We start from the raw sequence: 12,874 nt of genomic DNA on the forward strand, positions 1-12,874 counted from the left end.
GGGCAATCGGGTAGATACTGTACGGCCCCCATTGTCCGCCAGGCGATTTGCGTCTAGTTTGCTGCCCGATCACAAATACAAAAAAACAGGAGTCATCGATGCAACCGATTCGTCTCGGCCTGGTGGGCTACGGCAAGATTGCCCAGGATCAACACGTTCCAGCCATCCACGCCAACCCCGCGTTCCAACTGGTGGCGGTCGCCACGCAAGGGCAGCCCTGCGCAGGGGTGGAGAACTTCCGATCCCTGGGCGAGTTGCTCGAAAACGGTCCGCAGGTCGATGCGATTGCGTTTTGCACACCGCCACAAGGTCGATTCGCCCTGGTGCAACAGGCGCTGGCGGCCGGTAAACACGTCCTGGTGGAGAAGCCGCCGTGCGCCACGCTGGGTGAAGCCATGGCCTTGGTGGAGCAGGTTCGCGAGCAAGGCATCAGCGGCCTGTTCGCCTGGCATTCCCGTTACGCCCCGGGCATCGAAGCCGCCCGTGACTGGCTGGCCAGTCGCACCTTGCACAGCGTGCAGATCGACTGGAAGGAAGACGTGCGCAAGTGGCACCCCGGCCAGGCGTGGATCTGGCAGCCCGGCGGCCTGGGCGTCTTCGATCCGGGTATCAATGCCTTGTCGATTGTGACCCATCTGCTGGCGTTGCCACTGTTCGTGGAGTCCGCCGAGTTGCGCGTGCCGGACAACTGCCAGTCGCCGATTGCCGCCAGCATCAAGATGGCCGATGCGCGCCACCTCGACATCCGGGCGGAGTTCGATTTCGACCATGGTCATGACGAACTCTGGAGCATCGAGATTCGCTGCGCCGAAGGCGTCCTGCGCCTGGACAACGGCGGTGCGCTGTTGAGCATCGACGGCGTGCGCCAGGCCGTCTCCGAGGAGGGTGAGTACGCCGCGGTGTATCGACATTTTCAGCAACTGATCAACGACAAGGCCAGCGACATGGACCTGCAGCCACTGCGGTTGGTCGCGGACAGCTTCTTTGTCGGCAGTCGGACGGCGGTCGAGCCGTTCTACGATTAACGCAGGGAACTGCAGTTGAACGAACAGACATTGTCCATGCGCCTGGAGCGCGTGGCGGCGCATATGCCGGCAGGTGCGCACTTGGCCGATATCGGCTCGGATCACGCTTACCTGCCGGTGGCCTTGCTGCGCCGTGGTGTGATTGCGATGGCGGTGGCCGGCGAGGTGGCGTTGACGCCGTTGCGCGCCGCCGAACGCACCGTGGTCGAGAATGGCCTGGAACGGCGGATCAGCGTGCGCCTGGCCAATGGCCTGGCGGCAATCAAGCCGGAAGACGGGATCACGGCGATCAGCCTCTGCGGCATGGGCGGTGAGACGATCCGCGACATCCTGGACAGCGGCAAAGCGCGGTTGAGCGGTCAGGAGCGGCTGATTCTACAACCCAACGGCGGCGAACAACCGCTGCGCCAGTGGCTGATGGAAAACGACTACCGCATCCTTTGCGAGGAAGTGCTGCGGGAAAACCGCTTCTACTACGAGATCATCGTCGCCGAGCGCGCCGGGCCAGTGACGTACACCGCCGAGGAGCTGTACTTCGGCCCGCTGCAGATGCAAGCGCGAACCCCGGTTTTCCTGGCCAAGTGGCAACGCCTGCTGCGCCAGAAACAAAAGACCCTCACCAGTTTCGCCAAGGCACGGCAAACCGTGCCGCAAGAGAAGCTGCAGGACATCGCCCGGCAGGCTCGCTGGATCACGGAGCTGTTGGCTTGAGCCGCATTGAGGCCATCAGCTAAATGCCAGTGTCTCCAGCCGCCTGATTATCGACCCACCACCGGGTAGTGTTTGATACGACACGCATACGAGTTGCCGTCACCTTTACAGATGCCATCCAGGTAGCGGTAGTCCACCCGTACCGACTGTCCTTTGCCGGGCCATTGCCGGCGGGGGAGCGTGGCTTGGTAGTCCTGGGTTTCCGGGGTGAAGGTGAGCGATGAGCCTTGCGCTGGGCACTCCACCGAGGCGGACTTCGGCCTGACTTTCACGATCTGCGCCTGAAGCTGCGGGTAGGGTTGTTTCAAGACCTCGACGATACGTAGCTCCAGGTGGCAGATCTGCCACGTCGAGGCCTGGACGGGCCCACTCAGGAAGGCGAGCGTCAAGGCAGACAGTCCGAGGCACGCTGCGTGAGAGGTCATGGTTGCCCTTGTTTGAGGTGCTGACGTTTGCGCCTTTGCCTGATTCAACCGTAAAGCCCCATCAGCGAGAAAGACTTGTCAGTGCTCAGCGCAACCATTTCGGCCAGCGAATGCAGGAGCACTGGCACCAGCAAGCCACCGCTGACCACTCTTGCAATGGCGAATACACCCCCACAGGAGAAGATCAGCACGACGGTTATCCAGTTCCCGTATTGGATGTGCATGCCGGCGAAGATGGCTGACGTGACGATGATCGCGATCCATGTCCAGGTACGGCTGTTCTCATAGGGGAACAGCCGGAGCATGTAATGGCGGAAAAATAGCTCTTCAGCGATGGGTGGCAACACGATCAGCGAGGCGATCTTGATCGTGGCCTGCCAATTGTTGAGCCCGTCCAGGAGCTGGGCCATGAACACTTCTCGCGGCAGCCCCAGCACGAATATGGCGACCCCGAAAAACAGGTAGGAGCCCACGATGCCAAGCGCGCCCCACTGCAGGGATTTGCCTATGTAATGACCGCGCCATTGCGTGCGCGCATCGGAGCGGTACTGCAGGGCGAAGAGGGCGAGGAGAGCGAGCGCGGTGATACCTGAGGTGGTGGTGAACGTCAGGTAGGCCTGCATGTCTGCGGGTATGAAAAGGACTTCGGGCACTGCAGCCAGAAAGACTATCAGGGTCGCAAGTACAAACATCCCGATCCGGGGAAAGAAGCGGTAGGGCGGTAAAGTGGCGGCGGTTGCAAACTCAGGGGCGGCACTTAGATTCGTCACAGTCACTCCATGAGTGCAAGGAAAAAGGCATGATGCCAGCATTTTGAGGGCGTCAGGTACGAGTTCCTGCTGGGTTCATGGCGTCGTGATTCAATCCAGGCGGCGACATGAATAAGCGTGGGTCTGATAAGGGAACTCAATGTGCTTGCGTCCGCGCAGAGCCGGATGGGTCTGAATCAAGGCCAGTAGTTGATCCGCTACCCGTTTCTTCTCTGCGTCAGGCAACGCTGCAATAAAACTCACGGACAGAAAGCGATCCAGGATGACCGTCTCGGGGCTGCCTGTGTGGGTGTAACTGAAACAGGTCAGTTCGGGCTGCGAGAAGTAACGTCCGTTGAAGGGATGTCGCCAGTTTCCAGTATGAAAGCGTGGGGTATCGCCTTCGAAGGGGGTGATGATTTTAGTGATGTCGGCCACCCAGTCCACGGACTCATCACGCACGTTCCAGATCAAGCCGAGCCGGCCGCCCGGTTTGAGTACTCGGTGAATTTCCTGGAGCGCGGTTTCATTCGCGAACCAGTGGAAGGCCTGGGCGCATACGAGCGCCTGCGCCGTCCCTGCCTCGAGGGGAATGGATTCGGCCGTTCCCTCCAGAATCCTGGTGTTCGGCAGATGCTTGGCAAACTCGATTCGCATCGCCTCGACCGGTTCGATGGCGATAGCATTGATCGCCATTGAGTCCAGCAGGCGAGTAAATTTACCGGTACCGGCTCCTAACTCAACGACTGTCGATCCTGGGCTGATTTCCAGTGCGCTGCTGAGCCATGCCTGTATTTCGCTTGGGTAGTCTGGGCGCCCTTGGGTATAGGTGCTGGCTTCTGCTGAGTATCCTATCTGAGCGGCCTTATGGATGACTGTCATCTTCAGCGACCCTTCGGGTGGATGGGGGTAGATGGATTATGCGGTGTGTTCAGGTCGTCAGCTAGTTGATCCTTTCTGTACTTGGTCTCATGTGTTTGCGTTGGGGCAGATCGTTCATCGTTTTTTGGGGGATTGGTTGGTGTGTATATCCGTTTCTGAGGTAATGACTGCTTATGGTTCCGCTCTTACAGCCATCCCTTTCAAGGCCTTTTGACTTTAGCGGCTTCAGCACCCTATCCCTCGACAGTTGAGCATTCGCCGCTTTGCCCTCCAGCCATTCTTCGCTGGATATTGCTAGCCAGCGCCCGCAAGCGCTGAGCCAGTCCTTCTCGGATGTGCTACTCAAAGCTGCTTCGACCCTCCGCCAATCTGCCAGACATACGGCGGTTCCGTACCGTTGATTTCCCAATCACCAATGATGCGCTCCTTGTAGATCAATGGATTATGCGAGGCAGCGGTGCGGGCGTTACGCCAGTGGCGGTCGAGGGTCTTGCTGGTGCTGGTGGCCGAAGCACCGAGGGCATTGAACAGGTCGCTGGTGGCACGCAACACCAGGTCGGAAATCACCACCTGGGCCTGGGCCGACTCCAGTTCGGCGGCGATGTTGGCGGTGTGCTCGGTTTCGGCGTCCTGGCTGAAGCGGCTCTCGTAGGCACGTTGGGAGGCGCTCGCGGCGCGCAGGGTGGTGGCTTCGGCGGCATAGACCTGGGCCGATGCCCTGCCGATCACTTGCTGCACTTGCACGTCCTGGCTCACTTCGCTGGCATTGCCGGTGCTGAAGACCCGCGTGCGTTTGCGCACTTGCTCGGTGATGTCATGAACCGCAGCGCGACCGGCGCCGGTCAGCACGGCCAGCAACACCAGTTGATAAAACGCGGTCTGGTATTTGAAGCGGGTAGAGAAGTCGATGAGGTTTTCTGCCTCGACCAACGCATTCTCGAACAGCGACGTGCCGCTGCCGGTGGTGCGTTGGCCAAAACCGTCCCAGTCATCGCTTTGCTTGACGCCCGGCTGGTGTACGCGGACGGCGGCAATCACGTCGGTGCCGTTGTCGTCGCGTTGGGCATACACGTCGATCCAGTCGGCGAAGATACTGCCGGTGCTGTAGTACTTGGTGCCATTGACGACCCACTGATCACCCTGGCGGGAAACCCGGGTGCCGACTTCGCCGATCTTCACCGCGCCGACTTCCGTCCAGGCATTGCCCACCAGTTCACCCTCGACGAAACGCTTGAACCAGATGTCTTGTGGGCCGCTGGCGTGAGCGTTGAGACGGTCCTCGACGAATGCGAAGTGTCCGCGCAAAGCCTGGGGCAGGTTGGAATCGGCTTCAGCCAGTTCGATCAGCAATTGCAGCAGTTGCGGCAACGAAGCCCCGGCGCCGCCATATTCGACCGGTACGCGGACGGCGCCAAAGCCGGCTTCCTTCAACCATTTCACCTGTTCAAAGGGCAGGCTGCGCGTCTGCTCACGCTCCAGGGCGCCGGCCTGGATGCGCGCAAAGATCGGCCGGAAGCGTTCGGCCAGGGGCTCATAGTCGGTGCCCGTGGAAAGGGTCGGCGGCAGGTGTTGTTGCTGTGCGGTCATGTTGATCTTCCTTCTTGATGGCGAGTAGGCGGGCAGGGGAAAAATCTGCCGGTGCCAAAGGCCATTGCACAGTCCATGCCCGAGGCCCAACGCCCGTAAATGCGGGGCCCATACGGCGCTTATCAGCGAAAGAGCTGTCCTGGCCACGGACAATCTGTTGCGCAACTGTGTGCCGGGCAACAGTTGCCGCGTCGGGCATCGACAGGCCAGGTGTTGGCCAGGCAACAGTGGACCAACAGCTTGACCGTCAGGCGACAGCGCAGTGATTGGATGTGTCATGTAACTTATTGATTATTAAATGAATATTCAGGTGGCATGGTTGCTGCTCTACACCTTGTGCGGACGCTGAGGTGGCGTCTCCAGGCATGGGGTAAGCGATGAGCAAGCAATTCAAAGTGGTGGCGGTGTCAGGCAGCGTGCAGCACCCGTCACGCACCTTGGCACTGGTCCAGGCGTTGGTGGACCGGCTGGGGCAGCAACTGCCGATCGAGGTGCGCTTGATCGAATTGGCCAAGGTCGGTCCACAGTTTGCCGGGGTGTTGCGTCGCGAGGCGTTGCCGGCTGCCGTGCAGGAGGACCTGCACGCCATTGAATCGGCCGATCTGCTGATTGCCGCCAGCCCGGTATACCGAGCTTCATACACCGGCCTGTTCAAGCACCTGTTCGATTTCGTTCATCACGAAGCCCTCAAGAACGTACCGGTGCTGTTGGCCGCGACAGGCGGCTCGGATCGCCATGCCTTGATGATCGATCACCAGTTGCGGCCCCTGTTCGGCTTCTTCCAGGCCCTCAGCCTGCCAGTGGGGGTCTATGCCAGCGAAACCGATTTCAGCCAATACCGGATCTCCAGTGCACAGGTGCTGGAGCGTATCGAGCGTGCCGTCGAGTCGGCGTTGTTGAGCCTCGTTCCAAGTGTTCGACGCGACGCCAGTGCCGCCTGATCAATTTCATCCTTTCAAAACGAGCCGTGGAGTACATGCAATGAGCCAGGACACGATCAAATTTGCCTACTGGGTGCCCAACGTCAGCGGCGGGCTGGTGGTCAGCAAAATCGAGCAACGCACCGACTGGGGCATCGACTACAACCGCAAGCTGGCCCAGATCGCTGAAGCGGCCGGCTTCGACTACGCCCTGTCGCAAGTGCGCTTTACTGCCGGTTACGGGGCTGAATACCAACATGAGTCCGTGGCGTTCAGTCATGCCTTGCTGGCCGCCACCACGCGCCTGAAAGTCATCGCCGCGGTGTTGCCGGGGCCGTGGACGCCGTCGGTGTTGGCCAAGCAGATCGCAACCATCGACCACCTGACCGGCGGCCGGGTGGCGGTCAACATCGTGTCGGGCTGGTTCAAGGGCGAGTTCACCACCATTGGCGAGCCATGGCTGGAGCACGATGAGCGCTATCGCCGTTCCGAAGAATTCATCACTGCGCTCAAGGGCATCTGGACCACCGACAACTTCACCTTGCGCGGTGATTTCTACCGCTTCCACGACTACACCCTCAAGCCAAAACCACTGCAGCAGCATCCGGAGATCTTCCAGGGCGGCAGCTCACGTGCGGCGCGGGACATGGCCGCCCGGGTATCGGACTGGTACTTCACCAACGGCAATACCGTAGAAGGCGTCAAGGCGCAGATCGATGACCTCCAGGCGAAAGCCGCGGCCAACAACCACAAGGTCAAGGTCGGCGTTAACGCCTTTGTCATTGCCCGTGACACCGAAGAAGAGGCGCGTGCGGTCCTCGCCCAGATCATCGACCAGGCCGATCCCGAGGCCGTCAATGCCTTTGGCGATGCGGCGAAGCAGGCCGGCAAGTCCAGTCCGGAAGGCGAGGGCAATTGGGCCAAGTCCAGCTTCGAGGACCTGGTGCAATACAACGATGGCTTCAAGACCAACCTGATCGGCACACCGCAGCAGATCGCCGAACGCATCGTCGCGCTCAAGGCCGTGGGGGTGGATCTGGTGCTCGCCGGTTTCCTGCACTTCCAGGAAGAAGTCGAGTATTTCGGCCGTAAGGTCCTGCCGCTGGTGCGTGAGCTTGAGCAACGCAAAGTGGCAGCCAAAACGGCGGCGGTCGCTTAGGCGCGGGAGGCAGCATGGGCACGTTCACCGACACCCCCGACACGGTCCCGGCCAGCTTGCCCCAGTGGTTGCGGCGCCAGGCGCTGGAGCATGGCACGGACGTCGCGCTGCGCCACAAGCATCTGGGTGTCTGGCAGGAGCAGAGCTGGGCGCACGTGGCCGATGAGGTGCGCCGTTTCGCCAGTGCCCTGCAAGCCCGCGGTTTTGCGGCGGGCGCGACCCTGACGATCATCAGTCGACCCAGGCCGCAGGCACTGCTTGCCGCCTTGGCCGCGCAATGGCTGGGCGGCGTGGCGAGTCTGTTCGACCCGCTGGAGACGGCGGCCGAACAGGTGCAATTGCTCAGCACGCTGCAGCCGGATTTCGTCCTGGTCGAAGGCGTGGAAGAAATGCTGCGTCTGCATGCGGCGCAGGTAGCCGTGGGGGTGTGGGTCTACCTCGACAAGCGTGGTCTGTCGGATTCGCTGCCATTTGCGCAAGCGTTGGATTACGCCGCGTTGGCTGCCGAGCGGCCAATCGTTGACCTGGCCCCGCAAGGGCAAGTGCTGCAGACGGCCTTTGTTTTTTATCGCGGAAGTGGACGGGCGATGGAGGAGCAACGCGTCAGCCACGCCGAGCTGCTGCAGGAGGGCCAGCGGTTGGTGACGCGCGAAGGTCTGGGACGGCAGGAAGAGGCATTGGCCGCCCGGGCGTTCGCCTCGGGCGGACAAGCTCGCTATCTGCTGGCGCCCTGGTTGATGGCCGGTTTTCGCTTGAATTTTCCAGAAAACCTGGCGACCCGTGATCGCGACCGTCGCGAGCTGGGCCCGACGCTGGTGGCCGGGACGCGGGAAACCTACGAACGTTTGCACCGCTATGCGCTGGAACGTTTGCCGGCGCCGGGCAGTGGGGCGCGCGGGCTGGTGGACTGGGCGTTGGCCGCGCAGCCGGGGCTGTTGCAACGGCATCTGGGGCACTGGCTGGTTCGCCGGCCATTGCGCGACGTGCTGGGTTTTTCCCGCACCCGCTCGCCGCTGCTGGTGGGCGACGCCTTGCGGCCCGAAACCCAGGCATTTTTCCAGGCATTGGGTATCAAGATTCGCCAGTGGGACGACGGGGCCCACTGGCAAGCGGCGCCGAACTTGGTGCAACACGCCACCGATGACTGGACGGGTCTCCAGTCGCAACTGGCCTGAAAGGAGACGCCCCATGACCCAGACGGCCATCACGCATTTGCTGGAGCTGGACCATATTTCGCTGTCATTCAAAGGCGTCAAAGCGGTCACGGACATCAGCTTTCGCGTCGCCGCCGGTGAGATCTGCGCCTTGATCGGCCCCAACGGCGCCGGCAAGAGTTCGCTGCTGAACGTCATCAGCGGCGTGTACCAGGCCCAGGACGGGCACATCCGTTTTGATCGACAGGAGCGGAGCCGGATGCGCCCCCGCGACGTGGCGGTCCGCGGCATTGCCCGGACATTCCAGAATATCGCGCTGTTCAAGGGCATGAGCGTGCTCGACAACGTGCTCACCGGACGCAACCTCAAGCGCCGCAGTACCTGGATCGAACAGGCACTGCGCATCGGTCGCGCCCGGGCCGAGGATGACCGTCAGCGCGAGGCGGCCGAGCGTGTCATCGCGTTCCTGCATTTGCAGCCTTGGCGCGACACCCTGGTGGGCACGTTGCCCTATGGCTTGCAGAAGCGGGTGGAACTGGCCCGTGCGCTGGCGGCGGAGCCCCGGCTGTTGCTGCTGGACGAGCCCATGGCCGGGATGAACGCCGACGAGAAGCAGCAGATGAGCCGCTTTATCGTCGACATCAATCGTGAACTGGGCACCACCGTGGTGTTGATCGAGCACGATATCGGCGTGGTCATGGACATCAGCGACCACGTGGTGGTGCTCAATTACGGTCGCAAGATCGGCGACGGCTCGCCCGAAGACGTACGGCAGAACCCTGAGGTCATTTCGGCCTACCTGGGCACTCGCCACTGACACTGGATATTCGACGCCTTCCCACCAGGGAGGGCAGGCAAGTTGCGCCCGCAGAATAGGAGCGGCGATGGAATTTTTCTTTGAAGTATTGATTGGCGGGTTGTTGGCGGGGGTGATGTACGCCTTGGTGGCCATCGGTTTTGTGCTGATCTACAAGGCCTCCGGGGTGTTCAATTTTGCCCAGGGCGCAATGGTGCTGTTCTCGGCGCTGACCTTCGTCAGCCTGGTGGAGCGCGGTGTGCCGTTCTGGCTGGCCTTCGTCATCAGCCTGGCGGCCATGGTGCTGATCGCGGTGGCGGTGGAGCGGGCGGTGCTGCGGCCCTTGGTCAACCGTTCGCCGATCACCCTGTTCATGGCCACCCTCGGTCTGTCCTACGTCATCGAAGGGTTCGCCCAGGCGCTGTGGGGGGCCCAGGTGCATGGCCTGGAACTGGGCATCAGTGACGAGCCGCTGGAGTTGGGTGGGATGTTGTTGTCGCAGTTCGACATTTTTGCCGCAGTGACCGCGGCGTTCCTGGTGCTGCTGTTGTCCTGGCTGTTCAACAAGACCCGGCTCGGATTGTCGTTGCGGGCGGTGGCCGATGACCCGCTGGCGGCACTGGCCGTGGGCATCCGCTTGCAGCGCGTGTGGGTGGTGGTGTGGGCGGTGGCGGGGTTTGTCGGGCTGGTCGCCGGCCTGCTCTGGGGCGCTCGCCTCGGTGTGCAGTTCTCGCTCTCGCTGGTGGTGCTCAAGGCGTTGCCGGTGCTGATCATCGGCGGCTTTACCTCCATCAGTGGGGCGATTGTCGGCGGCTTGATCATCGGTGCCTCGGAGAAGCTGGCCGAGGTTTACCTCGGGCCTTTCATCGGCAGCGGCATAGAGAACTGGTTTCCCTACGTGCTGGCGCTGCTGTTTTTGCTGGTGCGTCCGGCGGGGTTGTTTGGCGAACGGGCCATCGAACGGGTTTAGGGGAGCGCATCATGTTTTATCGAGAAGCAGGCCAGTTCAACACCCGCTATGCCCAGGACCGCCGGGTCTTCGCGCTGCGCCAGGACCGTCACGGGCTGGTCGCGTTGCTGCTGTTTGCCTTTGTCGTGGTGCCTTGGCTGGGCAATGACTACTGGTTCAGCGCGATCCTGATTCCGTTCCTGGTGCTGTCCCTGGCCGGGTTGGGGCTCAATCTGCTCACTGGCTATGCCGGGCAACTGTCCCTCGGTTCGGCGGCGTTCATGGCGGTGGGCGCCTTTGCCACCTACAACCTTGAAATAAGGGTCGCCGGCTTGCCGTTGTTGGTCAGTATCGCCCTGGGCGGATTGACGGCGGCGTTGGTGGCGGTGCTGTTCGGCTTGCCGAGTTTGCGCATCAAAGGCTTCTACCTGCTGGTCTCGACCCTGGCAGCGCAGTTCTTCGTGACCTGGGCGCTGACCCGGTTCAGTTGGTTTTCCAACAACAGCGCTTCGGGCGTGATCAGCGCGCCGCGCCTGGACGTATTCGGGATAAACCTCGACGCGCCGGCCGGCCGCTATCTGTTGACCCTGAGCGTGGTGGTAGCGCTGTTCTGGCTGGGCAAGAACCTGGTGCGCAGCGAGTTGGGGCGCAACTGGATGGCGGTGCGCGACATGGACACCGCCGCCGCGGTCATCGGCATAGCATTGGCAAAAACCAAGCTGCTGGCGTTCGCCATCAGCGGTTTTTTCCTCGGGGTGGCCGGTGCGCTCTGGGCCTTCGCTTACCTGGGCACGGTGGAGCCCCACGGGTTCGACCTCAATCGGTCGTTCCAGATTCTGTTCATCATCATTATCGGCGGCCTCAGCAGCCTGCTGGGCAACTTCCTCGGCGCGGCCTTCATCGTGCTGTTTCCGGTGTTGCTCTCGAACCTGGTGTCGCTGCTGCCCGGCGGGCTGGTGGACGCCGGCCAGGTGGAGAACCTGCAGAAGATGATATTCGGCGCCCTGATCATTTTGTTCCTGATCAAGGAACCAGAGGGCCTTGCGCGCCTCTGGCAGAGATTTCGCCAGCGCGCTCGGCTGTGGCCGTTGCGCTACTGAGCGAACCGCACAACGCGGGTTTGCAGTTCCATTTTGTTGGCTTATCCATGGCTCCATAACAAGGAAAATCCGATGTTCAAACGATCATTCGCCAGCAGCCTGGCACTGGCCCTGAGCCTCACCGCCGCGGCGTTCACCGTCCAGGCGGACAACGAGCAATACTTCCCACTGCAAAGCTATCGCGTCGGCCCTTATGCGGCCGGCGGCACCGGTTTTTTCGGCGGCTTCATCGACTACCTCAAGTACGTCAACGCCAATGGCGGCGTGAACGGCGTCAAGCTGACCTGGAGTGAGTGCGAGACCGAATACGTGGTCGAGAAAGGCGTGGAGTGCTACGAACGCCTGAAGAAAGGCTTGAACGGCGCGCCAGCGGCGGCCACCAACCCATTATCGGTGGGCATCGCCTACGCCACGCTGGAGCGTTCGACGGCCGACAAACTGCCGCTGATCACCATCAACCATGGGCGTACGGATTCCACCGATGGCAGCGTGTTCCCCTACGTTTTCCCGTTGCAGCTGAACCCCTATTCGGAGGTCTCGGCGATCATCAATTACATCGGCCAGCGCGCCGGCGGGTTGGACAAGCTCAAGGGCTTGAAGATCGTCACCCTGTATCACGGTTCGCCCTATGGCAAGGAAACCAATGAGGTCCTGCAAACCCTGGCCGACAAATACGGTTTTGCGCTGACCTTGCTGGAGGTGCCGCACCCGGGCAACGAGCAACAATCGCAATGGTTGAATATCCGTCGGGAAAAACCTGATTGGGTGATCCTGCGCGGTTGGGGCGTGATGAACCCGGTGGCGCTGAAAACCGCGCAGAAAGTCGGTTTCCCGGCCGACCACATCATCGGCAATATCTGGAGCAACTCCGAGGATGACGCTGCGCCGGCCGGTGCCGCGGCCAAGGGCTTCATCGCCATCACCACGCACCCTTCGGGCATCGATTTTCCAGTGTTGCAGGGCATCAAGAAACAAGTGGTCGACGCCGGCCATGGCGACTTGGCCGATCCCAAACGGTTCGGCACCGTGTACTACAACCTCGGCGTGGTCAACGGCATTCTCAACGTAGAAGCACTGCGCATTGCCCAGCAGAAATTCGGTCAGCAACCCCTGATGGGTGAGCAGGTGCGTTGGGGCTTCGAGAACCTCAAGCTCGACGACGCCCGGCTCAAGGAACTGGGGGCGTTGGGCCTGGTTCAGCCGTTGCAGTTGTCGTGCTCGGACCATGAAGGCGGTGGCGCGGTGCGCTTCCAGCAATGGGACGGTACGCAGTGGAAGCTGATCAGTGACTGGGTACAGGCTGACCGTGCCTTGCTGCGACCGATCATCGAAGCGTCTTCGCATCAGTACGCCCGGGAAAAAGGCCTTACCCCGCGTGATTGCAGCAAGGAATCCTGAGGCATCGCGGCAACCGGGC

13 protein-coding genes are annotated in these 12,874 nt (G+C 61.6%); 9 read left to right on the forward strand and 4 right to left on the reverse strand.

From position 1 onward, the window contains the following. Positions 1-98 precede the first annotated feature (98 nt). Together BLU76_RS06375 and BLU76_RS06380 are read left to right on the forward strand one after the other, a co-directional pair. Positions 99-1,025, forward strand: coding sequence for a Gfo/Idh/MocA family protein (locus BLU76_RS06375; protein ID WP_092141532.1), 927 nt, complete (start codon positions 99-101; stop codon positions 1,023-1,025). A 15-nt stretch (positions 1,026-1,040) separates the two neighbouring features. Then, on the forward strand, positions 1,041-1,736 hold the full coding sequence (locus BLU76_RS06380) for a tRNA (adenine(22)-N(1))-methyltransferase (RefSeq protein WP_092141529.1): 696 nt from the start codon (positions 1,041-1,043) through the stop codon (positions 1,734-1,736). 47 nt (positions 1,737-1,783) lie between these two features. On the opposite strand, the gene BLU76_RS06385 is transcribed toward BLU76_RS06380, so the two are convergent. From BLU76_RS06385 to BLU76_RS06400, 4 genes are all read right to left on the reverse strand, one after another. Beyond that, entirely contained in the window at positions 1,784-2,161 is a 378-nt protein-coding gene (locus tag BLU76_RS06385) for a hypothetical protein (protein WP_092222040.1), read from the reverse strand. Positions 2,162-2,205: 44 nt separating this feature from the next. Beyond that, positions 2,206-2,931, reverse strand: a complete 726-nt coding sequence (locus BLU76_RS06390; RefSeq protein WP_256572652.1) for a CPBP family intramembrane glutamic endopeptidase — start codon at positions 2,929-2,931, stop codon at positions 2,206-2,208. A gap of 90 nt (positions 2,932-3,021) precedes the next feature. Further along, on the reverse strand, positions 3,022-3,792 hold the full coding sequence (locus BLU76_RS06395) for a class I SAM-dependent methyltransferase (RefSeq protein ID WP_092141523.1): 771 nt from the start codon (positions 3,790-3,792) through the stop codon (positions 3,022-3,024). Between the two features lie 342 nt (positions 3,793-4,134). Then, positions 4,135-5,379 (reverse strand): acyl-CoA dehydrogenase family protein, encoded by a 1,245-nt coding sequence (locus BLU76_RS06400; RefSeq protein ID WP_092141520.1) that lies wholly within the window; start codon positions 5,377-5,379, stop codon positions 4,135-4,137. A 377-nt stretch (positions 5,380-5,756) separates the two neighbouring features. On the opposite strand from BLU76_RS06400, the gene msuE reads away from it, so the two are divergent. From msuE to BLU76_RS06435, 7 genes are all read left to right on the forward strand, one after another. Next, complete coding sequence (gene msuE / locus BLU76_RS06405) at positions 5,757-6,320, forward strand: FMN reductase (RefSeq protein ID WP_092222042.1); 564 nt, start codon at positions 5,757-5,759, stop codon at positions 6,318-6,320. A gap of 40 nt (positions 6,321-6,360) precedes the next feature. Beyond that, a complete protein-coding gene (gene sfnG / locus BLU76_RS06410) occupies positions 6,361-7,458 on the forward strand; it encodes a dimethylsulfone monooxygenase SfnG (RefSeq protein ID WP_092222044.1) in 1,098 nt (365 codons plus the stop codon). A 14-nt stretch (positions 7,459-7,472) separates the two neighbouring features. Continuing rightward, positions 7,473-8,633 (forward strand): AMP-binding protein, encoded by a 1,161-nt coding sequence (locus tag BLU76_RS06415; protein WP_092222046.1) that lies wholly within the window; start codon positions 7,473-7,475, stop codon positions 8,631-8,633. 13 nt (positions 8,634-8,646) lie between these two features. Then, on the forward strand, positions 8,647-9,429 hold the full coding sequence (locus tag BLU76_RS06420) for an ABC transporter ATP-binding protein (protein WP_092222048.1): 783 nt from the start codon (positions 8,647-8,649) through the stop codon (positions 9,427-9,429). Between the two features lie 67 nt (positions 9,430-9,496). Next, positions 9,497-10,378, forward strand: a complete 882-nt coding sequence (locus BLU76_RS06425) for a branched-chain amino acid ABC transporter permease (protein WP_092222049.1) — start codon at positions 9,497-9,499, stop codon at positions 10,376-10,378. An 11-nt stretch (positions 10,379-10,389) separates the two neighbouring features. Continuing rightward, positions 10,390-11,457 (forward strand): branched-chain amino acid ABC transporter permease, encoded by a 1,068-nt coding sequence (locus BLU76_RS06430; protein WP_092222051.1) that lies wholly within the window; start codon positions 10,390-10,392, stop codon positions 11,455-11,457. A 72-nt stretch (positions 11,458-11,529) separates the two neighbouring features. Next, complete coding sequence (locus BLU76_RS06435) at positions 11,530-12,855, forward strand: ABC transporter substrate-binding protein (RefSeq protein ID WP_092141499.1); 1,326 nt, start codon at positions 11,530-11,532, stop codon at positions 12,853-12,855. Positions 12,856-12,874 lie beyond the last annotated feature (19 nt).

Origin of the sequence: Pseudomonas sp. NFACC08-1 (assembly GCF_900106735.1) — a bacterium.
Classification (GTDB): domain Bacteria; phylum Pseudomonadota; class Gammaproteobacteria; order Pseudomonadales; family Pseudomonadaceae; genus Aquipseudomonas; species Aquipseudomonas fluorescens_Q.

Bases quoted from the DNA above. Each gene is read 5' to 3' on its own strand.
- BLU76_RS06420 (WP_092222048.1), top strand. From the start codon at position 8,647: ATGACCCAGACGGCCATCACGCATTTGCTGGAGCTGGACCATATTTCG.
- BLU76_RS06435 (WP_092141499.1), top strand. From the start codon at position 11,530: ATGTTCAAACGATCATTCGCCAGCAGCCTGGCACTGGCCCTGAGCCTC.
- sfnG (WP_092222044.1), top strand. From the start codon at position 6,361: ATGAGCCAGGACACGATCAAATTTGCCTACTGGGTGCCCAACGTCAGC.
- BLU76_RS06395 (WP_092141523.1), bottom strand. From the start codon at position 3,792: ATGACAGTCATCCATAAGGCCGCTCAGATAGGATACTCAGCAGAAGCC.
- BLU76_RS06415 (WP_092222046.1), top strand. From the start codon at position 7,473: ATGGGCACGTTCACCGACACCCCCGACACGGTCCCGGCCAGCTTGCCC.
- msuE (WP_092222042.1), top strand. From the start codon at position 5,757: ATGAGCAAGCAATTCAAAGTGGTGGCGGTGTCAGGCAGCGTGCAGCAC.
- BLU76_RS06375 (WP_092141532.1), top strand. From the start codon at position 99: ATGCAACCGATTCGTCTCGGCCTGGTGGGCTACGGCAAGATTGCCCAG.
- BLU76_RS06400 (WP_092141520.1), bottom strand. From the start codon at position 5,379: ATGACCGCACAGCAACAACACCTGCCGCCGACCCTTTCCACGGGCACC.
- BLU76_RS06430 (WP_092222051.1), top strand. From the start codon at position 10,390: ATGTTTTATCGAGAAGCAGGCCAGTTCAACACCCGCTATGCCCAGGAC.
- BLU76_RS06425 (WP_092222049.1), top strand. From the start codon at position 9,497: ATGGAATTTTTCTTTGAAGTATTGATTGGCGGGTTGTTGGCGGGGGTG.
- BLU76_RS06385 (WP_092222040.1), bottom strand. From the start codon at position 2,161: ATGACCTCTCACGCAGCGTGCCTCGGACTGTCTGCCTTGACGCTCGCC.